Raw genomic sequence first — 23285 nt, forward strand, 5'->3', positions numbered from 1 at the left:
AGATGATCAAAAAGGAATAGAAATAACCAAAGGCTTATTTAAAACAAGTCCGCTATTTAATATAGGGGCTTTTTCTGTGATGCTCATATTAGTAGCTCTATACAGTGTGTTTTGGAATTAAAAAAAATAGTTATTTAAAAAAGAGGGACTAATTTTAGTCCCTCTTTTTTGTTATATAGGGATTTGAATCTTATTAAAATGTAATTTCTTTATTGGTTTGTTCTGATATGAGCTAAAGACAAAAGCTTAAAATAATTCAATAAAATCATTTCTTTTGTTCTTGAAAATATTCAAGTATCTTAAATAAAATATAAATTACTGATTAATAGTGTTAAATATTTCTAAAGGTGTGTAACTATTTACTTGAAGGCTCGTCTATGGTTGTATGAAATCAAATCAAAAAACGATAACATTATGATCAAATTAGTCTTTATTTTTAGCACGTTGTTTGCATTAAGCTCAACAACTATTGCGAGCGAAAACTCAGATTATCTTATTTCTGAGTGTGAATTTTCATCATTAGAAGCATCATTATTTACAGATATTTCGGCAGTTGTGCCAACAGAAATAGATTGGAGTACAATTGAATTGTATGAAAAAGAAGAAGAGGTGAATTTAGGGTTTAATACTAAAGATTACTTACCTATAGGGTTCAACCCATATAAAGGATTGAATGATTTAGATTTGAGTACAATTGAATTATATGAAATAGAAGAAGAGGTGAATTTAGGATTTAATACTAAAGATTACTTACCTATAGGGTTCAACCCATATAAAGGATTGAATGACTTAGATTTGAGTTCAATTGAACTTATTGAAATAGAGGAGGAAATAGAATTAGGATTTGATACAAAGTGCTATTTGCCATTAAATTTTAATCCGTATTTAAATGTAAGTGAATATTAGTTGTAACAACGTTTATGTTGTATAAATTAAAAAAGTCACAAATTTATGTTTGTGGCTTTTTTAATATTTATTTAATTGCGTCATTAAAGCATCTTTACAAATAACCTTTCATCTGTTGCTACATTGCATTTTTTGAATTCTTAAAACTAAAATGTATAAAAACCTCTATGCCTATTGAGATGGAAAACACTGTTTTTTATGTGATAAACAAAAAAGGTTTAAATATATTATTAGTTTAAACTATGAATTAATATTTGCTAACTCATGATTAATTGGTTCCTTGGGCCGTTTTAATCAAATCTAAAGTAGTACTGAAGAGTGATTTGTTTTCCATCTTACTCTTTAACCAGGCATAAAAGCTCATGACAAAAATGTCTTCTTGTTTGCCGCCAATCCATTGAAAGGAATTCTCAACGTTAATTTTAAACTCTTGGGTTGTTATTTTTTCTGGAGTATTAAAGTATTCATTAACTAGGTTTAAATAAGTTATGGCTCGTTGCTGTTTTATTTCCTTTAAAAATTTCGAATAATTTCTTCTAAAACTTAATAACCTTGATTCTACTAAATCAACGTTTTTGAGTTCTATATGTAATAAGATTTCAATTAAATTCTTTTTAATAACCCATTCTTTGCCCACTTTTTCAATGTACCATTTGTCTGTATGGTAAAATTTTGAAAATATTTGTCGTGCATTTTGAAAGTCTTCTTTTTGAAAATACATCATGACGAGACTTAAATAAATGTCTAATAACGATTCTAAATCTGAATGTTTAGAATTCAAAAACGGTTTGAGGATATTGATAGCTTCATCTTGGTTGCCTAAAAAGTTAAAGTTAAGAGCCAAAATCAAATGATATTTTAGTTTAAATTCATTGTAATATTTACCTTTTTTTTGCGACATCAACTCATATTTCTTTTCTAAAAACTCCAAAGATTTATTAAATTTTTTGTTTCTAAACAACGTATAAGCTATTAAGTACAGAACTTGTAGATGGTAATAAAGTTGCTTTTCTTTATTTTTATGAGTCAGTAATATGTCATAGGTATTATTTAAGAATGGTTCAATTTTTAAATAATCATTAGTGGCAAATGCAGAAATTGTTACTATTTTCATTAATTGGTATAAAGACATGAAGGACATTGATTCTGTAATGTCAATGTCATATTCTTCTAAAGTATCGTTAACCAGATTTTGAAAATTTATGAACTCACCTTTAACCTTAACTTCGTTTATGGATTCTCTTATTTTCGCATAAGCTATATTTAAGCGGTCTTCTTGGAGATAATATTTTTGATTTGTTTTAAATTTCTCAATAAGCTTATCTAGTTTTATAGAAGGATTAGAATAGGCGTATTGAATTTTTGTATGATAAATTTCATTGAGTAAAGGAAACAGATTATTTTCTTGAGCCATTACTTCCGCTCGGTCTAAAATATTAAAGGCTACTTTATATTGTTTATGAAGTAGAAACGTTCTAGAAGCTAATACGTATTTAATTATTTGCATGTCAATGACTTTATCTTCTTCTAAACTCGAATTGGCAATAAAGTCTATGAGAGATTGATAAAGGCGTTTTCTTAAGGCATGATAAGCATCTTTTTTGTAAGCTTTATAAAGTTTTAAACAAACTTCTTTTGAATTTAAGTCATTCTTTATTAAAAGTTTGAAAAGCTGGACGTTTTTAGTGTCTGATCGGGTATTTTTTCTTTCTAAGAATATTATAAAATGTTGCTGATCTTCAGAAGAAAGTGTGGAAACTATTTCATTTAAATTGGTCATTATATCGTCAGTAAAAAATATTATAAACCTTTAAATATAATCTATTTATTAAAGTAATTATGAAATATATCGTTAGTAATATATAAAAGTTGTGTTTTAATAAATGTTAAAGAAGCGCAAATTTGTCCCGTAATCATTAAAACAATTTATTATGAAACATGTCATTAGAATTTCAATTTTCACAGTAGTAATAGTCTTATTATTTACTAATTCAAATGCTATTTAAGAAAAAAATTAAATAGCTATAATAGTTGAGTAAAGTTTAAGACAATCAGTAAAATGGAATCTTCAATGATTCTAAGTGTTTAAAATTAAGTATAATCTTTAAAATAAAATATTATGAATTATCAAACAACAGTTTCTGTAGATGAAAAAACAGAAAAGAAAAATATTAAAAAAGAAATTAAAATATTTGATCAAAAACCAACGCCGGCGTTTATTGGAGCCTCATGGTTCGCTTTATTGATAGGTATGACATCCTATTGCATTGGACTGTGGAATGCGGATATGCAATTAAATGAAAAGGGTTACTATTTTACCATTTTACTTTTTGGGCTATTTTCGGTAATTTCTTTGCAAAAAGCGGTAAGAGATAAATTGGAGAATATTCCAATTACAGAAGTTTATTATGGAATAAGCTGGTTTACTACAGTGGCTTCAATAGTACTGTTAGTTATTGGTCTTTGGAATGCCGATTTATTTTTAAGTGAAAAAGGATTTTATGGTATGGCCTTTACCTTAAGTTTATTTGCTTCTATTGCCGTTCAAAAAAACATCAGAGATGTAGGGTATATTGATAGAAGTAGGGATGAGGATAAAAAATGTTAAAAAGAATGGCGCTATAAATGGGTTTATTTTGATGATTACATTTTAACCCAAAACCTCGCAGTGATTAGCTGCGAGGTTTTAAATGTATAAAACTTTTTATTGTATATTAGACTTTAAATGAATTTTTAAAACATGCCTTATTGGTTACACTTTCTGATTCTGTTGATTATTGCTTATGTGATTATAAGTATAGCGATATATTATTTACAGGACTACTTATTATTTAAACCGGAAAAGTTACCTGAAGACTTTCAGTTTTATTATGAAAATCAGGATATCAAGGAATATAATCTTGAAACACGAGATGGCGCTGTAATCAACGCCCTTCTTTTTAAGCCAAAAGGAGAATCTAAAGGCATTGTTTTTTATCTGAAGGGAAATTCAAAAAGTATAAAGGGTTGGGGGAAATTTGCAGTCGATTTTACCAGACATAATTACAATGTATTAATGGTAGATTATCGTGGTTTTGGTAAAAGTACAGGAAGACGCTCTCAAAAGGCAATAAAAAGAGATTTACAAGAAGTATATAATAAAATAAAAGAGGAAACCACTGAGGATAGAATTATTGTATACGGACGTTCCTTAGGGTCAGGTTTTGCTGCAAAACTTGCCTCAATGAATAACCCTAAAATACTTATTTTGGATGCGCCTTATTATAGTCTTACTAAGGTCACAGCAAGATATGCTCCATTTATGCCACTGTCTATTCTAATAAAATATCCACTACCAACTTACAAATGGTTAAAATATGTACAATGTCCAATACATATTATTCACGGGACGAATGATACTTTAATCCCATATAAAACAAGTGTCAGACTTTCAAAAGTAAATCCTAAATTAACCAGATTGCATACGGTAATAGGCGGCGGTCATAAAAATCTAAACAATTTTGAGTCCTATCATAAAATGATGCATGAGATTATTAATTCAAAATCAGAACAAATAGATTTATCAACAACCAGTATTCATGTTGTACATGGCACAAAAAGGAAAACCCAAGGTTAAAATAGTGGTGATAGGCTTAATAGGTTTATATGCCATAATTTGTGGGTTATTGTATTTTTTTCAGGAAAATATTATATTCAGGCCAACCGTAATTTCTCAGGATTTTATTTATAAGTTTTCACATCCTTTTCAGGAAATTTTCTTAAAAACGGAAGATGGAGGAATCATTAATGCTGTTTTATTTAAGAATGAAAACCCTAAAGGGGTGATATTGTATTTTCATGGTAATGTGGGTAATTTAAATCGTTGGGGAAAAATCACGGAATATTTTGCAAGCAAAAATTTTGATGTTCTAGTAATGGACTACAGAACTTATGGAAAAAGTTCCGGAGATTTAAACGAAGTCGTTTTATATAGAGACGCGCAAATGTGTTATGATTATTTAAAAAAAAAATATAATGAAAATTCAATTACGGTTTATGGCAGGTCTTTAGGAAGCGCTTTTGCTACCTATGTGTCGTCTAAAAATACACCTAAGCAAACTATTTTAGAAGCACCCTTTTTTAGTTTAGAGGAAGTTATCCAAAGAAAACTTTTCATGTTTCCGGTAAAATATCTGTTGAAATTTAAATTTTCTAATTTTGAATATATTCAAAATATTAACGGTCCACTTTATATATTTCATGGTACCGATGATGCAGTGGTTCCTTTTCAATCGGGAAAAAAATTGTTCAAAGCATCATCAAAAACAAATTCAGAGTTTATATTAATACCTCAGGGATCTCATAATAATTTAAACAAATTTGATATTTTCAATAATCAAATTAATAACATATTAAAGTGAGTATTGTTGCAATTATGAAATTATTACTGATATTATCATGGATAATCAACTAAAGTTGAGATAAAAAAAGGAACCAATTTTTGGTTCCCTTTTTTATGATTTATTATTTCAAGTCTATAGCATCTCTACAAATAAACCATCACCAACTTTTTCAACTTTGGCAAGTTTATGTTTTGTTAAGCCTTTAATACCTTTATCCCAGGCTTTATTACTTAATTGAGATTGTGTTTTTAAATCTGCCAAAGCCATCGTTTTATTTGGCTTTAAAATATTAAGAATTACTTTTTCGTTGTCACTTAAATCAACAGCTTTTTTCTCTGGTCTCATTTGGGGAAAGAATAACACCTCTTGAATCGATTGATTATTCGTTAAAAACATAATAAGCCTATCCATTCCTATGCCCATTCCAGATGTTGGTGGCATGCCATATTCTAAAGCACGTAAAAAGTCTTCATCAATAAATTCAGTCGCTTCATCATCCCCTTTTTCAGCAAGCTTTAATTGATGTTCAAAGCGTTCTCTTTGGTCAATTGGGTCATTTAATTCTGAATAAGCATTGGCAATTTCTTTACCACAGACCATTAATTCAAAACGTTCTGTAAGCTCAGGATTAGTTCTGTGCTCTTTGCATAACGGACTCATTTCCTTTGGGTAGTCTGTAATAAATGTAGGTTGAATGTAGTTGCCTTCACATTTTTCACCAAAAATTTCATCAATAAGCTTGCCTTTACCCATGGTATCATCTACTTCAATACCTAAATCTTTCGCAGCTTGTCTTATCTCGCTTTCGCTTTTTCCGATAATATCAAATCCTGTAAAATGTTTTATAGAATCAGCCATAGTGACTCTAGCGTATGGTGCTTTAAAATCGATGTTATGAACCCCAAAAGTTGCTTTACTTGTTCCGTTAACGGCGATGGCACAGTATTCTAATAATTGTTCACAAAAACCCATCATCCAATTATAATCCTTATAAGCCACATAAATTTCCATGGCTGTAAATTCAGGATTATGGGTTCTGTCCATACCTTCATTTCTAAAGTTTTTAGAGAACTCATAAACACCATCAAAACCACCAACAATAAGTCGTTTTAAATACAACTCATTGGCAATTCGCATGTACAACGGAATATCTAAAGCATTGTGATGTGTGATAAAAGGTCTCGCCGCGGCTCCACCAGGAATAGGTTGTAAAACAGGTGTTTCAACTTCAAAATATCCCGCGTCATTAAAAAATGAACGCATGGCATTAAACAGTTTGGTACGTTTTACAAATACATCTTTAACCTGTGGATTAACTACTAAATCGGCATAACGTTGTCTGTAACGTTGTTCGGGATCAGTAAATGCGTCATACACAACACCGTCTTTTTCTTTGGGCATTGGTAAGGGTTTTAAAGACTTACTCAATAGGGTAAAATCTTCAACTTTTACTGTTTTTTCGCCTACTTTGGTGGTAAAAAGTTCCCCTTCTATACCTATGAAATCACCAAAGTCTAAAAGTTTCTTAAAGACATCGTTATATTTTGATTTATCTTCTCCAGGACAAATCTCATCACGGTTAAAATAAATTTGAATTTTGCCTTCTGAATCTTGAAGTTGTGCAAATGACGCTTTTCCTTGAAGCTTAACTGCCATGAGTCTTCCGGCTAAAATAACTTTTTTGCCTTCTTCAAAATGAGTTTTTATATCTTGCGACGTGTGGTTTACGGGATATAAATCAGCAGGATATGGATTAATGCCTAATTGACGTAATCTTGATAATTTTTCTCGTCTTACTTGTTCTTGTTCAGAAAGTTGCATGCTAACTATTTTTAAATCTATTATTTTTAATAGACGAGTGCAAAATTAAACTATTTCAAAAAATTAGCACACAACTTTTTACTAGATTTTCAAAATTTCAAAACATCAATTTGAACCGTATTTTTAATTAACAGGCTTTAATACATTTCCTTTTATATAAAGAATTTTATTTGGTTCACTGGCATTTGAAATGACCGTGATTGTTTTCTTAAATGCTCCAATTCTATTAGTGGCATATTTTATTTTAATTTCACCAGATTCGCTAGGTAAAACGGGTGTTCTAGAATATGAAGGGACGGTGCATCCACAAGAGGTTTTTACTTGAGTAATGACTAAAGGCGAGTCTCCAGTGTTAGTAAACTTAAATATACGCTCACCATCTGCATTTTGATTAATGGTTCCATAATCAATTTCGGAAGTTTCAAAAGTAATAACGCCAATGTTACTTTTATTTGTAGCTTCTTGAGAAAAGTTTGTTCCATAAATGAGTAAACAAACTAATAAAGAAAATTTTAGGCTTATATTGTTTAGTTGATTGAATCCATGTTTCATAATAAATAGGGTTTTTAATTAATTCAGTACAAACATGCATTATTTTATTGTAAAACGTAAATTAACTAGGGTTGAAATGAGTACTAGTACTGCAGATTAATTATTTAACTAGTTAATATCTAAGTTTTTTATCTCCTCTCTTGACTGTACTTTTAGTTTTTTGAAGATATTGTTTACATGTGTTTTAATAGTGCTGACACTTACAAATAAGGCTTCGGCAATTTCTTTATTAGATTTGTCTTCACGTAGTAAATTAAGAATGTTTTGTTCTTGTTTGGTAAGATTATCAAGTGCAATTAATTCTTTTTTTCTTTTGTGATTAGAAGTAAAAAAATAAATGTTTAATGCGACTGAAAGAAAAAGAAGAGACCAAATAATATAATACCAATTAAAATTGGAGTTATTTGAATCTTCGGTTAGTATAAATTTATCAGACATTAATTCTGATTTAAATTGTTTGGTATAGGTTGAGTTTGGATAGCGCTCAACTAACCTGTTAAGTAAATCACCATAATACCGGTTAGTTTTAAGGTCTTCAAGGTAGAAGGCGTGAAAATCATTTCTTCTGTCTGATAAGAAGTTATAAATATACAATTCAGCAAGTGGTTCGTCAAGCCTCATGCCATAGTCTTGCAGCGTTTTAAACCATTTTTTATTATTTAGCTTTCTGTTAGCTTCACTTCTAAATTCCTTAAAAGCAAATTTCATTTCTTCTTTTAAAGAATCAACTTTCGTAAATACTGTTGTTTTTAAATTATTAGATTTTATATCGCAAAACATTTCTTTATCAAAAGAAAACGGAAAGCTTATGGTATCATTATTCTTTGCAATAAAAATAATTTCCTTACTATCATCGCAATGCCCGTTAAAATGGTTTTTGTCTAGGTCTTCATCATTACAATTATCTACGTGAATTCTATAAATTCTATGAGTATTGTCTAATTGATTTCCAGAAAACGAAAAATAGCCAGACGAATCAGTTTTTGCTTTTGATATAATCTGTTCAGAATAAATTCCAGAAATTTTTCTATAATCTTCAATAATAGAAAGGTATACATTATCATGCCATTTTTTATTATCTATATGACCGCTAAAGCTATATTGAGCTTTAGCCGAAAAAGACACCAATAAAAGGAACAAAATTATGCTTAATCTCATAGTACGAATCTACTATATTTAATTTAAAAATAGGTATGTGTAAAAGGTCTTTTTTAATATTTTAAACGAATTATAATCATGACATAAGTCATAGGTGTGTTCATCAATTATTTCTTATTTTGTAATACTATTTAAAGCGTTATGATAACTTTTTTAGTAAAAAAAATAATCTTAAATTTTAAAATTCCCAAAAAAATGAAACATCGTATTCTTGTTAGCCTTACCCTATTTTTAGTTCATTTTGGTTTATTTTCACAAGACGTGTCTCCTTATATTAAAGTGGGTGAATCTTCAACTTCAATTCAACAAGTATCAGAAAAAGTTATTCAAACCTTAAAGGATAATTCTTTTACTGTTTTAGGAACTTATAATCCTTCAGGGAAATCAACATTAAAAGTTATTGCTTTCACTAGAAATGATTTAAAAAGCACTGTAATAAGGGTTGCTGATAGGGGGGCGCTTTCGGCTATTATGAAAATAGGATTGGTGGAAAAAGGCGGTAAAGTAGTTATATCTTATACAAATCCAGATTATTTATTAAGAGCTTATTTGCCTGCAAATTATAATACATTTAAAGGTGTGTTTGTAAAGTTTAGTGCAGATTTAAAAGAAGCATTATTAGCTTTAGGGAATGATTTTACACCCTTTGGTGGTACAGTTCAAGCAGATAAATTAGGTAAGTATCACTATAAAATTATGATGCCCTATTTTTCAGACCCTGTTGAATTAAACGAATTTTCTTCTTTTCAAGAAGGGATGAATGTAATTACCAAAAATTTAAAAGCTAATAAAAGCAACACCAAAGAGGTATATAGACTTATTTATGAGAAAGAACAAGTAGCTGTCTTTGGCGTAGGACTTCAAAGTCCTGAAGATGGTGAATCTTATTTTTTACCAAAAATAGGAGAAGATCATGTGGCTGCATTACCGTATGAAATTATTTTGCAAGGAAAAGAGGCAACCATGCTTCATGGTAAATATAGAATTGCTTTACACTGGCCAGAATTAACCATGGGGACTTTTATGAAAATAATGAGTACTCCAGGTGATATTGAAGACACATTGGAAAGTTTATGTGAATAAAAACACAATTACATTCCTTTGTTAAAATTGTAACAACTCTTTCTGAAAAGCGTCAAACTAGAAATCATCAATTATTAAATCATCAAAAATGAGTTTCTGGAGAGTTTTACTGTCTATTATTTGTCCGCCTTTAGCTGTTATAGATAAAGGTTGTGGCTCTATATTTATCGTGTTTTTATTGTGGCTTTGTGGCTGGGTTCCCGGGGTTATTGCAGCGCTGGTTATTCTTAATAATCCAAAGAGTTAAAACATTAAAAAAATTGTAATTTCGCAGTCTATGAATAAGCAAATTGAACTGCATGATTTAGGTTTTAAAGACTACAAGGAAGCTTGGGACTACCAAGAACAATTGTTTAGAGGTATTGTTGACACCAAAATTAAAAACAGGAGAGAGAAAACAAAACTTCCAACGGATAATTATTTTCTATTTGTTGAGCATCCGCATGTTTACACCTTAGGTAAAAGTGGCGATGTATCTAACCTGCTTTTAAACGAAACACAGCTTGAAGAAAAAGGAGCGACGTTTTATAAAATAAACAGAGGAGGGGATATCACCTATCATGGGCCTGGTCAAATTGTTGGCTATCCGATTTTAGATTTAGAAAATTTTTTTACAGACATTCACAAATATCTTCGTTTATTAGAAGAAATGATTATTCTAACACTTGCAGAATATGGTTTAAAAGCTGAACGCAGTGATGGTGAAACAGGGGTGTGGTTAGATGTAGGAACACCATTTGTTCGAAAAATTTGTGCTATGGGAGTTCGTGCCAGCCGTTGGGTAACGATGCATGGTTTTGCGCTTAATGTGAATGCGAATTTGGGATATTTTGATAATATTATTCCTTGTGGAATTCGTGGTAAAGCAGTAACCTCACTTCATGTTGAATTGGGTTTTAAAGAAGTTTCAGTTGAAGAGGTAAAAGATAAATTATTAAATCATTTTTCAAATCTTTTTGAAGCGGAGTTTAAAGAACAAATAAGCTTACATAATAAAGACCTGATATAATAAAAACAATGCCTGCTGCGTATCGCATAACTTTTTCAATTTTTGCTATTCTGGAGTAAAAAGCCCCTATACTGGTAGCTGCATAAGCCATAAGGTAGGTAAATAAAATCACAGGTATTCCTGTTCCAAAGGCAAAAACAATAGGTAAATAGAGTCCGTCAACACTTGATATCGTTAATGGAATTAACATACCAAAAAACAGGGCGGCACTGTAAGGACAAAAGGCTAGGGCGAAGACAATTCCTATTAAAAAAGAACCTAATAATCCTTTAGTTTTAAATTTTTCTGATAATTTATTTGAGAAATCAAAGGTGCCTAAAAAGTTAAGTTTGATAAAATTCAGCATAATTAATCCGATAATAATTAAAAGCGGGCCTAAATATTTTTCACCATTTTGATTAAAAAAACGAGCAATATGGAATTTGCTGGCTCCAAAATATAAGATCAATCCAATAGTAGTATAGCTAAGAGCTCTTCCTAAGGAATATAATAAACCACTTAAAAGCACCTTTTTTTTATTCGATATGCTTTTTGAAATAAATGCAGTTGCAGTAATATTAGTAGCTAATGGACAAGGGCTAATGGCTGTCATAAGGCCTAATACCAAAGCAGAGAAAAACGGTAAACTGGTGCTTTCTAATAGGCTTTTTAAATACTCCATTAAAGCGTTTTTAACTCATTTTCAATTTTGTCTTTAAGTTCTTTAGAAAAAATATCTTGATTATTTCCTTCCATAAAAGCAAATTCGGTTAAATCTACGTGTTTTTCTTCACCATCTTTTATAACATTTAAAAACAAAGCAGTTCCAGAAGCTTCAAATTTTTCAGCTAGTTTTTCATTTTCTTTTTCATCTATATTAATCACCTGAAATGTTATTTTTCCATCCTTCATATATTCAGAAAAATAGGTATCGAGCGTGAATTTTGTATTGGCTTCAATGGCTTTACAAGTGACACATCTATGGGTAGAATGAAAATCGATAACTTCTATTTTAGATATGTTTTTATCTGTAGACATATTTTGGTTGCCTTTTTTGTCCTTACATGACGTATATAGCAGAAATATAATTGCTAAAAGTGAAGTGAATTTGAATGATTTCATGAGTAGTTTTTTAGATTTATAAAATAATATTGAACAGATAGCCTGATAGTATGATACAAAGGGTAACGACTCCAAAGAAAATGCCAATAAGTCTTAATGACATCACTTTTTTTAGAAGCATGGCTTCTGGTAACGACAAGGCCACTATACCCATCATAAATGCAATGGCCGTTCCTAACGGAATCCCTTTTGTAACCAGCACCTCAACAACGGGTAAAATTCCCGATGCGTTCGAATACATGGGAACTGCTAGAATCGTAGCGACTGGCACAGCAAAGAGGTTTTCTTTATTCATATAGTGTTCAAAAAAGCCTTTGGGAATATAGCCATGCATTAGTCCACCTATGGCAATACCAATAATCACGTAAGGGATAATTCCTTTAAGAATTTTGATTACTTCTGCCCAAATAATGGGTAACCGCTGTTTAAAGGTTTGTTTTTCTTCTTGAAATTTATATTGTTCTCTTTGAGCATTTTCAAGAATATCTTTAACCCATGGCGTTAAATAGTGTTCTAATTTTAATTTTTGAAGAATTATTCCCGATATAGTTCCTAAGAGCACACCGCTAACCACATATATAAGCGTGGTTTTTAGTCCGAATAATCCAATAAAAAGTCCAATAGCAACTTCATTAACTAATGGAGAGGTCACTAAAAAAGCAAAAGTGACACCTAAAGGAATACCGCCTCTTACAAACCCAATGAATAATGGGACAGATGAGCATGAACAAAAAGGCGTAACTACACCAAAAAGACTTGCCATAAGGTATTGTAAGCCGTAAAACTTATGACGTGACAGAAAGTTTTTAACCTTTTCTATAGGGAAGTAACTATTAACGATACCCATAAAAAAAATAACAGCAACAAGTAATATTAAAATCTTGGTGGTATCATTTATAAAGAAATTTAAAGCTTCGGATAAATGATTTCCCTTTTCTAAATGAAGTGCTTCAAATACTACCCAATCGGCTATATGTTGAATCCAGTCAAACATATAATATGTTAGGAACAACTATCAGAAGAGCAGCAGTTTCCTTCTTCATTCGTCGTTGTTTTAGTATCATTTAACACCTCTAAAACTTCTACTTTTGAAGGGACTCTTCCTTTTATGGTTACCTTATTATCCACGACTAAAGCGGGAGTGGTCATGACGTTAAATGTCATGATATCCATAATATCTTCAACCTTTTCAATGGTAGCATCAATGTTGTTTTCATCAACAACCTCTTGCACTAAAAGTGTCATGGTTTTACACTTTGGACAACCTGTACCTAAAACTTTAATTGAAATACCCATAATTTATGTTGTTTATCGCAATTAGACGATATTTTTATTAAAAAATATTCGTCAAAAAACGGAAAATAATAATTTAGCAATCATCCAATTCTCCTGATTAAAACAATATTTTATTTTTGGCGGTTTTAATTCGCCTTGAATTAATCCTGCTTTTTTTATTTCTTTTAAATGTTGAGACACTGTAGATTGTACTAAAGGAAAAACATCTACCAAATAACCGGTAAAACAACACGATTGATTTTCAATATGCTTTAAATAGCAATTCGGGTAGGATGCTCTAAAGCCATGGTAAATTGGGCTATAGCTTTAGTACCTTCTTTGTACTCAAAATGTTCTAAATTACTTTATAGTTATTATCGCAAATTTACGATGGGTTTAGTTGGATACATATGACATTAGTCACGTTTACCATTTTTTATAAGTAATATTTTTTTCTAAGCCAAAAGGATACTCTTACTAATAAAATTAATGCAGGTACTTCAACCAAAGGACCAATAACACCTGCAAAGGCTTGACCAGAGTTCAACCCAAAAACAGCAATAGCAACCGCAATGGCCAATTCAAAATTATTTCCTGCCGCCGTAAAGGATATGGCCGCATTTTTATCATAATCTGCACCCATAGCTTTACTCACAAAAAAGCCAACTAAAAACATAATGGTGAAGTAGATTAGTAAAGGAATGGCTATAATTAAAACGTCTTTTGGAATTTGAACAATCAATTCACCTTTAAGTGAAAACATCAAGATGATTGTGAATAGCAAGGCTATTAATGTCATTGGTGAAATAGTAGGGATGAATTTTTCTTTGTACCAAGATTCTCCTTTAAGTTTTACTAAAATCAATCTACTTAAAATACCAAGTACAAATGGAATTCCTAAATAAATAGCTACACTTTCAGCGATGGTATAAATGGAAATATCAACAATAGCGCCTTCAAACCCAAAATAGAGAGGAAGTACGGTAATAAATATCCATGCATAAAAACTATAAGCAAATACTTGAAAAATACTATTTAAAGCCACTAAACCGGCACCATATTCGTTGCTGCCTTCGGCAAGATCATTCCAAACCAAGACCATAGCAATACAACGAGCTAGCCCAATCAAAATTAATCCTACCATATACTCGGGGTAATCTTGCAAAAAGGTAATAGCTAATATGAACATTAAAATCGGGCCTATAACCCAATTTAACACCAATGAAATAGAAAGGATTTTTACATTCTGAAATACCTTTGGCAACAAGACATAATTGACTTTGGCTAACGGTGGATACATCATTAAAATAAGACCTATGGCTATGGGTATATTGGTACTGCCCTTGCTAAAGGATTCTATAACTTTTGGTAATGATGGCACAAAATAACCAATGCTAACACCTAACGCCATCGCCATGAAAATCCAAAGGGTTAAATAACTGTCCAGAAAACTTAACTTTTTCTTCATCATGATTTCTTAGTTTATTTGAGAAAATACATAATATAATTCAGTTGCAATTTGAATACTACGTTCATAATATTTCTCTTTTTGCAATGGCGTGTTGTCAAATGCTTTTGGATCTTCGAACGTCATTGGAATTCGTTTTTCAGCCCCAGCAATAAAAGGACAACCTTCATCGGCATTCGAACAGGTCATGATAGCGGCAAATTCAGATTGCGGATTAAATGTATCGTCATAGGTTTTTGAAAACCCAATAACAGGATGCTCATTTTCTGCATATTTAATGGCGTATATAGGGTTTTTGCCTTCTGAAAGTGTGCTAATTTTAAAACCCAGATTTGATAGCGTTTCACCAATCAAAGGAAACATAGCAGTAGCTTCTGTGCCTCCTGAATAACTAAATACGTTTTTTATATTAAAATGACAGCCCATAACCTGTGCCCAAATTTGGGACAAATGACTACGGCGTGAATTGTGAGTACAAATAAAATTGAGCCTGATGTCTTGATTAATGTTTTTTTTCTGTTGAATAAAGTCTATTAAAGTTTGAAGAATTACTTTGCGTTCTTCAGAGATGGTTTCAATATTTAAATCATCAATAAGGTTTTGGATACCTGTAAATAACATGTGGTTTCGTTTCAAGGATTTAACAACAATTTGAATTGGGAGCACAACAAGACGTTGATTGTAATTCCAATAATTTTGCCTTTGCTTTTTCCGGAGGAATCCCGCATGCACTTTTAGCTAAACAATCGGTTTGTTTGGTGGTAAGTAGAAAGTTCGTGCCGTCAAAATCTAGTCCGAATTTTCCAATGGTTGTGTCTTGATATTCAACCTCTATGTTTAAATCTTCTAACTCTAAAACTTTTTCAGATAACTCAATAATGTGTACTAATTTTTCAGGATGCAATCTGTGGTCATAATCATTGGCTTCCCATAACTGAAAATTAATAACCTCTTCATGTCTAACCGTTCCGCCACAATCAATAAAGTGTTTAGATACTTTTCCGACTTCGGTCACGTGAAAATGATTTGGTACTAGATTTCCATCAGGCAATTGAAACGCCATGGTATCTAAATTTTTTAAGTGATTCTTGATTTCTGATAGTGTCATAATATTTTTTGTTTTATTGTAATATTTCGATATAATTGGTTAATTTTTTTAGCAACAGGCAATAGAACCTTTTGGTTTCTGACTTAAAAACGATGAGAATAAGGTCTCAATCTCAACCCATTTTTCTTGGTTGATGCAATAGCACACACTGGTACCTTCAATGTTGCCTTTAATGATGCCTAAGTTTTTAAGTTCTTTTAAGTGTTGTGAAATAGTGGGTTGTGCTAAACCAATTTCATCAACTAAATCGCCGCAAATACAGCTGTTTATTTTTATGAGGTGTTGTAAAATCGCAACGCGTGCCGGATGCCCAAGCGCTTTGGCGATCATTGCAATGGTATTTTGCTCTTCTGTGAATATTTCGGTCTTCGTTAATCCCATGTCTTATATTATAATATTGCAATATTACGATTAATGTTTAAATAGAAAAAATAATATTATAGTTTTTTATCTATTTTATAACTAAATGATATCGACCTATTTTAATACGTTACGTCTGCTGTTAACGAATTTAAGCATGTATTCTTCTAGCCTTGCTACCCTTCCACATTAAAAAACACCTTATAGAAATGCATTTTTTTCTCATCATCATAACCACGTTCTAAGAATTCGCTGGCAGCTTCAGGAGCATCAATATCCAGTTTGATTTGTATGTTGGTGTCTAATTTAATATCGGTTTTTATTTTTTTCTTTTCTTTAGTAACCACACGTTCGGCAACATCAAATTGATTTCTAATGACAAGATTTTGTTCACATTCGAAGGCTTTTTTGTAATCGTCAAATAACGTTTTGTACGTCTCTTCTTCAAAAACTTCTTCTTTAAAGCGTTCTACATTAACAACTTCATTGTCTTTAAAGAAATCTATTGTTTTAGCTAAAAAGGTATTCTGCTCTTGTGCACCGTAACTGGTTTTTAAAATTTCGGTTGAAAACTCTTTGCAAAGCTCAATATATTGTTGGGTATGGCTATTGGCATCATCGGCGTATTTTATGTTCAGAAAGTGATTGATCCAATATTGGGCGTCGTAACTGTTATTATCGACACTTAAAATGATGTTGCCTTCGGCATCAGATTGGTTCAAAATCAAGCAACCTTTATCAACTTTTTTAGAACTGATACCTTTTTGTACCAAGACATCATAGCTTTTGTTTTCTAAATAGGTTTGAAAGAAATTGACTTTGTTTTCAATTTTAAAAATACCAATAGCATTAGTAGTAATCTCATTAAACTCAATACCTTCAAACATCACAACCAATACATCGCCTGTTTTTATTTGTGAAGAGTTAGACTGCTCGTATAAATGAGTTACAATATGTTTTGAAACCTCTATAAACGTATCATCCTCATTAAATAGTTGGTTGGAATAGCTGTTGATTTCATTTAGTGAAATGTTAGCATGATGATTAAACCGATAGCTTTGAACGACGGATGCAAAGGGTCTTAATAGAAAAGGAAGCATTAAATCATAACTAGCTTCATCAAAATCGACTACTTTTTCTGAAAAAGCATTTTTAGTGTCATTAAACTTGTTTCCAACTTTATGAATAATAAATTTTGAAATAGTGGCGTTTTTTCTTGAAATCATGGAGCAATTAGGTGTCAGTTTTAAGGTTGCAATACTATGAAAATAAGTTTGAAAAATGATAAAAAAGAACGCCAAAGCATAACACTTTGACGTTCTCAGATTCGAGGACTTTCGACTTGGTTACCGTTATGTTTTTATTTGACTTTTCATTTGATTCTTAAAATGTTTAAAGTTAAAAATTCCATTTCACTTTTAAAGGATTTTAAAACTAATTAATTTGATATAGAATGATAGCATTATCATCTCCTTTAACAATAAATTCTAAATCTCTATCTCCGTCAAAATTATCTAACATGATGCTTGAATTTCCATAAACAGGAAAATTAGGTAAGAGTTTAGCATTGCTATCAAATACATATATTTTTTGTGTTTGTAAATCGGTTACAGAAACATAAATTTTATCTTGTAAATAAAACAATGTAGGCTTTGTATATATACCATAATCTAACTCATAATGGTTTCCTTTTATGGTAAGTTTGTTTTCGCTTAGTGTTACCAATGTTTTACTTGAGGTTTCTATGTGGTGTTGATTAGATAGATTTAAATTTTGAGACACAGAATTGCCTTTAGAATCTATGGTTATAAGATGTCCATCTGGACTCGTTGTAGTAAACTTATTTCTATATAAATAAATGGCTTCTTTTGAAAATGAACTAGATGTTTTTGGAGTTACTCTTGTTTTTCCAGTTCTGTCAAGAATGTACATCTTATTTTCGGTATTAAAAACAATGTAGTCTTTATTGCCAATTCTAAAATGTTGTGGCTGATTTAATATGGTTTTATTGGCCGATTTAAATTTAAAACCATTCACTGATTTTAAATTTTTATCATACATTAACAAGTTACTGCCTTGAGTAACTAAAAGTCTGTAATTTTTATTTTTATCATAATCAAAAACAGAAAGTGGTTGGGTGATCGCATCATTAAATTTGCCTGGATAAGGAGATACATCGTTTCCGTTTCTATCAATTAAATAGACTCTGTGAGGGGTTGCAAAAGCTAATTGAAGGCGTCCGTTTTTATAGATATCAATTTGTTCTATTTGCCCTAAAACGGGTCCATCAAGTCGTTTTTTCCATCGTATTTTACCAGAATTTGAAATTAAATACAGATTGTTTTTAATATCTTGAACAACGATGTCTTTTTGCCTGTTTAAATGATTGGTGACAAATTGCGGCGTGTTTAATAAATCGTCGTCTAATTTGATGTTTAATTCTTCAGAAATTGAATTTAGAGCCGCCTTAATTTTTGATTTTTTGATGATGCCATTAACATGTGCGAAATTAGAATCATATACAAATTGTAAAGCACTAGCTTTATATTTATCCAGTGGTAAAGGAATGTAATCATTAAGATTCTTATGTAATACAGAATTTAATAGGGATGGATTTACTACCATTAACAAAGACGATGCATCGCTTAATTGATCTTTTATATCATTAAAATAAGTTTGTTCACTTAACGTGGTTTTGTTTTGATAGTTGGAAATAATATTTTGAATCATTTTTAAATCATCACTAAAGACAAAGAAATTATCTAAAATACAATATGTAGTAGCATTATTAAAAGTGATTAATGGTCCAAAAGCGGTTTTAAATAAATCTGGTTTACTAAAACTATAAAGATCAACTTGTCTAAACGTATCAATTATATTTTGCTCGCTTATTAAAGCGTCTTCGGTTGACGCTGCATCCAGCGAATTTAAAACAATAGTGCGGTTTTGAGAATTGTAAATAACGCCTACTTCAATAACATTATCAAATAGGTTAAAACTATTTTTTAAGGTGTCGGTTGGTGTAAACTTAACCAGGTTTGAACGAAAGTTTTCATAATTATTAAACGTAAAACTTAACATACCATCAGCATTATAGGGCGTTACATGCTGTATTTGATTTTCTTGAGCAATGGTGTTTTTAAAAACATTTATAAAACTTTTTGTTGAATCGTTAGCTTGAGTGATACCGTTAAATAGAATCTCATCTTGATTGATATCAACATCTATAGCCATGTATTCGGCGAAGGTTTTAAGAGGAAGTTTGTTTTCAGGAAAGAATGAGGTTATAAAATGATTCTCATCACTTTTTAGGATAATAGAAATCGTTTTATCATCGCTAGTCGTTTTATATATTTTTTCTAATGCCTCATTTGAGTTTTTGAAGTTAAAAGCACCTTCAACAATCTCTTTTGATGATGAAGAAAAAAATGTACTATCTATAATGGCGCTATAAAAAATTTGGTTATTAAATGTAGATTTTATGATGGATTTCTTATTATACGTAAGTGTTTCTTCCATATAATTCGTGACAGAATCTCTAACAAATAAACCTTCAGAGTATTTTGTAATAAAAGCATATTGAAGACTGTCAAGTTCGTCTTTATGTAATGCAATGAAAAGATTGCTCTCTGGGTTTATAAGCTCAAGACTATGCAATTGACCTTCTAGCTTCTTGTAAGAATTTGTTTTAGAAACATTATCAAAGAATTGATTGTTTTCAATGCTGTTCTTTAAAATTTCAAGATTTGGAACTTTTAATAATACAGATGTATTTTCAGGAATAAAGTCAAAAAGTTTTGAATGATTTGTTTTATCGTTTGAACAGTTGCAAATGAATAAAAATAAGATGGATAGTCTAACGAATCTCATGTATTAATTAATGTTTTTGCAAAGATATAAACTTATAGGTCTAATTTTAATTGTTCAGGCAATAGTCTAAATGTTTTTCTATGGTATTTAGTAATTCCGTATTTTTTTATAGCTTCTCTATGTTCTTTGGTTGGGTAGCCTTTGTTTTGTTTCCAATTATACATCGGGAATTCTTCATGGATCTTATTCATGTATTCATCACGATACGTTTTAGCTAAAACTGAAGCTGCTGCAATACTCATGTATTTACCATCACCTTTAACAATGGTTTCAAAGGGAATACTTTTATAAGGCTTAAATTTATTTCCATCAACTATAATAAATTCGGGGTTTGGTTTTAACTGCTCAATAGATTTGTGCATGGCCAAGATAGAGGCGTTTAAAATGTTTATGGTGTCAATTTCTTCCTGAAAAATATGGGCAACACCAAAAGATAAAGATTCTAATTCGATAATAGGTTTTAGTAAATCTCTTTTTATTTCTGATAGTTGTTTTGAATCGTTTAATATAGTATTCGTAAAATTTTCCTTTAAAATAACTGCCGCCGCAGTAACAGGACCAGCTAAACAACCACGGCCAGCCTCATCTGTGCCGCATTCTAGTTTGAAATCTGAATGTTTTATTGCTAGCATACATTAGTTACTAGTGTCAAATTTAAAATTTTAAAAATGTAATATGATTAATTGATTGGTTATTTTTTCTCTTTAAAATTGTTGTGTATTCAATTTAATATTTTCATTTTTGTCACCGACTAATTCAAATTGATTATAATTAATCCTCCTTATTAAGGAAGATTGTTTTTTATAGAAAGCCAGCAAAATTTTGCTGGCTTTCTTTATTTAAAATATTTGTCGGTGCTTTACGTTCAAATAATTACTTTTGTTTCGGAAAAAAGCAATTATGAGAAAAACAGCTTTCTTAATCATTCTATTATGTACTTTTTGTGGACTTTTTGCCCAAAAGAAGCCTGTTAGTCCATATCGCGTAAATGAAGAGATTGGTTTATTAAAAGCCAATGATTCAACCAGACCACCTAGTAAAAATACCTCCGTTGCTAAGAATCTTGCTAAAATCAAAGATTATCTAATCATTAATTTTGAGAATGATACCACTTATGTTGATACTACGCTAAGCATAAAAAAAGATTACAAATTCAATTATTTAAGAAAAGACGATTTTGAGTTGATGCCGTTTTCAAATTTAGGGCAAACCTATAATTCTTTGAGTTATAATTTTGAGAGTACCATGCTTATGCCAAGTTTTGGAGCAAGGGCAAGACACTTTAATTATATGGAAATTGAGGATATTGATTATTACCGTGTACCAACGCCATTAACCGAATTGTTCTTTAAAACGGCCTTTGAACAGGGGCAATTACTAGATGCTTTTTTTACAGTAAACACAACACCAAGACTTAATATATCGATTGCATATAAAGGGTTAAGATCTTTAGGGAAATATCAGCATATCTTAACCAGTACCGGTAATTTTAGAGTTACAGGTAATTATGTAACCAAAAACAAAAGATATGCATTAAGGGCGCATATTGTAACACAAGATTTACTAAACCAGGAAAACGGAGGCTTACAAGATAGCAACATAACGTTTTTTGAAACTGGAGAAGAAGAGTTTTTAGACCGCTCTATCTTAGAAGTAAATTTTGAAAATGCAGAAAGCATTCTAAAAGGCAAACGCTTTCATTTAGATCATGGGTACAATATTGTTCAAAAGCATGACTCAACATCAAATCATACTCTTAATATTAGGCATATCATGTCTTTTGAAGACAAATATTATCAATACGACCAAAGTTCAGTTTCGAGTTATTTTGGTGCTGCTTTTAAAAGTTCAAAACTTAAAGACAGGGTATCTCTAGAAAACTTTTATAATCAGTTTCAGTTAAATTATAGTAATGATCTGCTAGGCGATTTAGAGTTTAACCTTGGTAGTAATAACTATAATTATGGGTATGATAAATTAGTAATTCTTAACGGAAATACAATTACAAATAGATTAAAAGGAGATGTCTATTCGGTAGGAGGGAAATATCACAAACAATATAAAAGATTTGATTTAAATGGTGAAATGGGAATAAATGTTACTGGCGATTTTGATGGTAACTATATAAAAGGAGCGGCATCTTTTAAGTTAAATGAAGATATGTCTGCAACCGCCTCTATAAACCATAGTTCAAAAGCCCCCAACTACAATACCCTATTATATCAAAGTGATTATATCAACTACAATTGGCAAAATAACTTTAACAATACAGAGACTCAGCAGCTATCGTTTCATTTAAAATCAAATAAAATAGCCAATATTTTGGTAGATTATTCAACCATCACAGATTATACCTATTTCAAAAAAGACGAAACCACAAACCTTACAAGTGCATTTCAAAACAACGCAACCATTACCTATTTAAGAGTTAAACTTAAAAAAGAAATCTCAATAGGCAAATTTGCACTAAACAATACCATATTATATCAAAATGTACAAGACGAAAACAATACCTTAAATGTGCCAGAAATAGTAACGCGAAATACCTTATACTTTTCAACCCACATGTTTAATAAGGCTTTATTTTTGCAAACAGGAGTCACTTTTAATTATTTTACCAAGTATTATATGAATGATTATGATCCGCTATTAGCCGAATTCACAGTTCAAAATGAGAAGGAATATGGAGAATTTCCAAGGTTAGATTTCTTTATTAATGCAAAAATACGTCAAACGCGCATCTTTTTAAAAGCAGAACATTTCAATTCAGCCTTCACAGGTTATAATTATTACTCAGCACCAAACTATCCCTATAGAGACTTTACAGTGCGTTTCGGTATCGTTTGGAATTTCTTTATGTAGATTTTTGGGCATTACCAAGCTGTATTAGCTTGGTCGCGCTTTCACAACTCACTTTTGTGATAATCTATTTTTTATTAAATAGCTAATAAAAAAGAGTTCAAACAAGCCGTTCAATCGCTAATGCAATTCACAACATGTTGTGATATGTTTATAAAAACTATCAAATTTTCTCATTCAAAATCAAAAACTTAATTTTTTTTATTTGTAACCCATTGAAAACAAAGGTTTAAAAGGTTATAAAAAAATGAAGTTAAAAAAAGGCAAAAAAAGTCATTGTGGAAATAAAAAAGGGGTGTATGTTTGCAGCCGCTAAAAAAGGCAATAAGTTTT

Annotated in this window: 24 protein-coding genes; 8 read left to right on the top strand and 16 right to left on the bottom strand. The window is 30.7% G+C overall.

The window, feature by feature from the left end:
• Positions 1-414: 414 nt before the first annotated feature.
• Positions 415-906, top strand: coding sequence for a hypothetical protein (locus AC15TD_RS09015; protein ID WP_484451813.1), 492 nt, complete (start codon positions 415-417; stop codon positions 904-906).
• A 268-nt stretch (positions 907-1174) separates the two neighbouring features.
• Here AC15TD_RS09015 and AC15TD_RS09020 read toward each other — a convergent pair whose 3' ends face one another.
• Positions 1175-2686, bottom strand: coding sequence for a hypothetical protein (locus AC15TD_RS09020; RefSeq protein WP_484451814.1), 1512 nt, complete (start codon positions 2684-2686; stop codon positions 1175-1177).
• Positions 2687-3025: 339 nt separating this feature from the next.
• Between AC15TD_RS09020 and yiaA the strand changes: the two genes are divergently transcribed.
• From yiaA to AC15TD_RS09035, 3 genes are all read left to right on the top strand, one after another.
• Positions 3026-3514, top strand: coding sequence for an inner membrane protein YiaA (yiaA, locus tag AC15TD_RS09025; RefSeq protein ID WP_484451815.1), 489 nt, complete (start codon positions 3026-3028; stop codon positions 3512-3514).
• A gap of 132 nt (positions 3515-3646) precedes the next feature.
• Positions 3647-4522, top strand: coding sequence for an alpha/beta hydrolase (locus AC15TD_RS09030; RefSeq protein WP_484451816.1), 876 nt, complete (start codon positions 3647-3649; stop codon positions 4520-4522).
• Positions 4494-5306: an alpha/beta hydrolase gene (locus AC15TD_RS09035; protein WP_484451817.1), complete on the top strand. Its 813-nt coding sequence runs from the start codon at positions 4494-4496 to the stop codon at positions 5304-5306. The genes AC15TD_RS09030 and AC15TD_RS09035 overlap by 29 nt, the downstream gene beginning before the upstream one ends.
• A 114-nt stretch (positions 5307-5420) precedes the next feature.
• Here AC15TD_RS09035 and lysS read toward each other — a convergent pair whose 3' ends face one another.
• The 3 genes from lysS to AC15TD_RS09050 all read right to left on the bottom strand — a co-directional run bounded on the left by lysS (position 5421) and on the right by AC15TD_RS09050 (position 8819).
• Complete coding sequence (lysS, locus tag AC15TD_RS09040; protein WP_484451818.1) at positions 5421-7109, bottom strand: lysine--tRNA ligase; 1689 nt, start codon at positions 7107-7109, stop codon at positions 5421-5423.
• 123 nt (positions 7110-7232) lie between these two features.
• Positions 7233-7661, bottom strand: coding sequence for a DUF1573 domain-containing protein (locus AC15TD_RS09045; protein ID WP_484451819.1), 429 nt, complete (start codon positions 7659-7661; stop codon positions 7233-7235).
• Between the two features lie 108 nt (positions 7662-7769).
• Positions 7770-8819 carry a helix-turn-helix domain-containing protein gene (locus AC15TD_RS09050; RefSeq protein WP_484451820.1) on the bottom strand — a complete coding sequence of 350 codons (1050 nt, stop codon included), beginning with the start codon at positions 8817-8819 and terminating at the stop codon, positions 7770-7772.
• 195 nt (positions 8820-9014) lie between these two features.
• Between AC15TD_RS09050 and AC15TD_RS09055 the strand changes: the two genes are divergently transcribed.
• From AC15TD_RS09055 to lipB, 3 genes are all read left to right on the top strand, one after another.
• The gene (locus AC15TD_RS09055) at positions 9015-9902 is read left to right on the top strand and encodes a DUF302 domain-containing protein (RefSeq protein ID WP_484451821.1); all 888 of its coding nucleotides are present in this window, start codon (positions 9015-9017) and stop codon (positions 9900-9902) included.
• A gap of 88 nt (positions 9903-9990) precedes the next feature.
• Complete coding sequence (locus tag AC15TD_RS09060) at positions 9991-10149, top strand: YqaE/Pmp3 family membrane protein (RefSeq protein ID WP_484451822.1); 159 nt, start codon at positions 9991-9993, stop codon at positions 10147-10149.
• Between the two features lie 30 nt (positions 10150-10179).
• Positions 10180-10911, top strand: coding sequence for a lipoyl(octanoyl) transferase LipB (gene lipB / locus AC15TD_RS09065; RefSeq protein WP_484451823.1), 732 nt, complete (start codon positions 10180-10182; stop codon positions 10909-10911).
• Here lipB and AC15TD_RS09070 read toward each other — a convergent pair.
• The 12 genes from AC15TD_RS09070 to AC15TD_RS09125 all read right to left on the bottom strand — a co-directional run bounded on the left by AC15TD_RS09070 (position 10871) and on the right by AC15TD_RS09125 (position 20725).
• Positions 10871-11572, bottom strand: coding sequence for an aromatic aminobenezylarsenical efflux permease ArsG family transporter (locus AC15TD_RS09070; protein WP_484451824.1), 702 nt, complete (start codon positions 11570-11572; stop codon positions 10871-10873). The genes lipB and AC15TD_RS09070 overlap by 41 nt on opposite strands.
• Positions 11572-12012, bottom strand: coding sequence for a nitrophenyl compound nitroreductase subunit ArsF family protein (locus AC15TD_RS09075; RefSeq protein WP_484451825.1), 441 nt, complete (start codon positions 12010-12012; stop codon positions 11572-11574). The genes AC15TD_RS09070 and AC15TD_RS09075 overlap by 1 nt, the downstream gene beginning before the upstream one ends.
• A gap of 16 nt (positions 12013-12028) precedes the next feature.
• Positions 12029-13006, bottom strand: a complete 978-nt coding sequence (locus AC15TD_RS09080) for a permease (protein WP_484451826.1) — start codon at positions 13004-13006, stop codon at positions 12029-12031.
• A gap of 8 nt (positions 13007-13014) precedes the next feature.
• Complete coding sequence (locus AC15TD_RS09085; RefSeq protein WP_484451827.1) at positions 13015-13308, bottom strand: thioredoxin family protein; 294 nt, start codon at positions 13306-13308, stop codon at positions 13015-13017.
• Positions 13309-13359: 51 nt separating this feature from the next.
• The gene (locus AC15TD_RS09090; RefSeq protein ID WP_484451828.1) at positions 13360-13521 is read right to left on the bottom strand and encodes an ArsR family transcriptional regulator; all 162 of its coding nucleotides are present in this window, start codon (positions 13519-13521) and stop codon (positions 13360-13362) included.
• Between the two features lie 202 nt (positions 13522-13723).
• The gene (arsB, locus tag AC15TD_RS09095; RefSeq protein WP_484451829.1) at positions 13724-14758 is read right to left on the bottom strand and encodes an ACR3 family arsenite efflux transporter; all 1035 of its coding nucleotides are present in this window, start codon (positions 14756-14758) and stop codon (positions 13724-13726) included.
• A gap of 6 nt (positions 14759-14764) precedes the next feature.
• On the bottom strand, positions 14765-15376 hold the full coding sequence (locus tag AC15TD_RS09100) for a low molecular weight phosphatase family protein (RefSeq protein ID WP_484451836.1): 612 nt from the start codon (positions 15374-15376) through the stop codon (positions 14765-14767).
• A 19-nt stretch (positions 15377-15395) separates the two neighbouring features.
• The gene (locus AC15TD_RS09105; RefSeq protein WP_484451830.1) at positions 15396-15863 is read right to left on the bottom strand and encodes a DUF6428 family protein; all 468 of its coding nucleotides are present in this window, start codon (positions 15861-15863) and stop codon (positions 15396-15398) included.
• Positions 15864-15911: 48 nt separating this feature from the next.
• Positions 15912-16244, bottom strand: coding sequence for an ArsR/SmtB family transcription factor (locus AC15TD_RS09110; protein ID WP_484451831.1), 333 nt, complete (start codon positions 16242-16244; stop codon positions 15912-15914).
• Between the two features lie 155 nt (positions 16245-16399).
• Complete coding sequence (locus tag AC15TD_RS09115; protein ID WP_484451832.1) at positions 16400-17449, bottom strand: nucleoid-associated protein; 1050 nt, start codon at positions 17447-17449, stop codon at positions 16400-16402.
• A gap of 208 nt (positions 17450-17657) precedes the next feature.
• Positions 17658-20093, bottom strand: coding sequence for a ribonuclease HII (locus AC15TD_RS09120; protein ID WP_484451833.1), 2436 nt, complete (start codon positions 20091-20093; stop codon positions 17658-17660).
• Between the two features lie 32 nt (positions 20094-20125).
• Positions 20126-20725 carry a ribonuclease HII gene (locus AC15TD_RS09125; protein ID WP_484451834.1) on the bottom strand — a complete coding sequence of 200 codons (600 nt, stop codon included), beginning with the start codon at positions 20723-20725 and terminating at the stop codon, positions 20126-20128.
• Positions 20726-20993: 268 nt separating this feature from the next.
• Here AC15TD_RS09125 and AC15TD_RS09130 point away from each other — a divergent pair, with 268 nt between their 5' ends.
• A complete protein-coding gene (locus tag AC15TD_RS09130; RefSeq protein WP_484451835.1) occupies positions 20994-22955 on the top strand; it encodes a putative porin in 1962 nt (653 codons plus the stop codon).
• The last annotated feature ends 330 nt before the right edge of the window (positions 22956-23285 follow it).

It is taken from the genome of Yeosuana sp. (assembly GCF_057126245.1).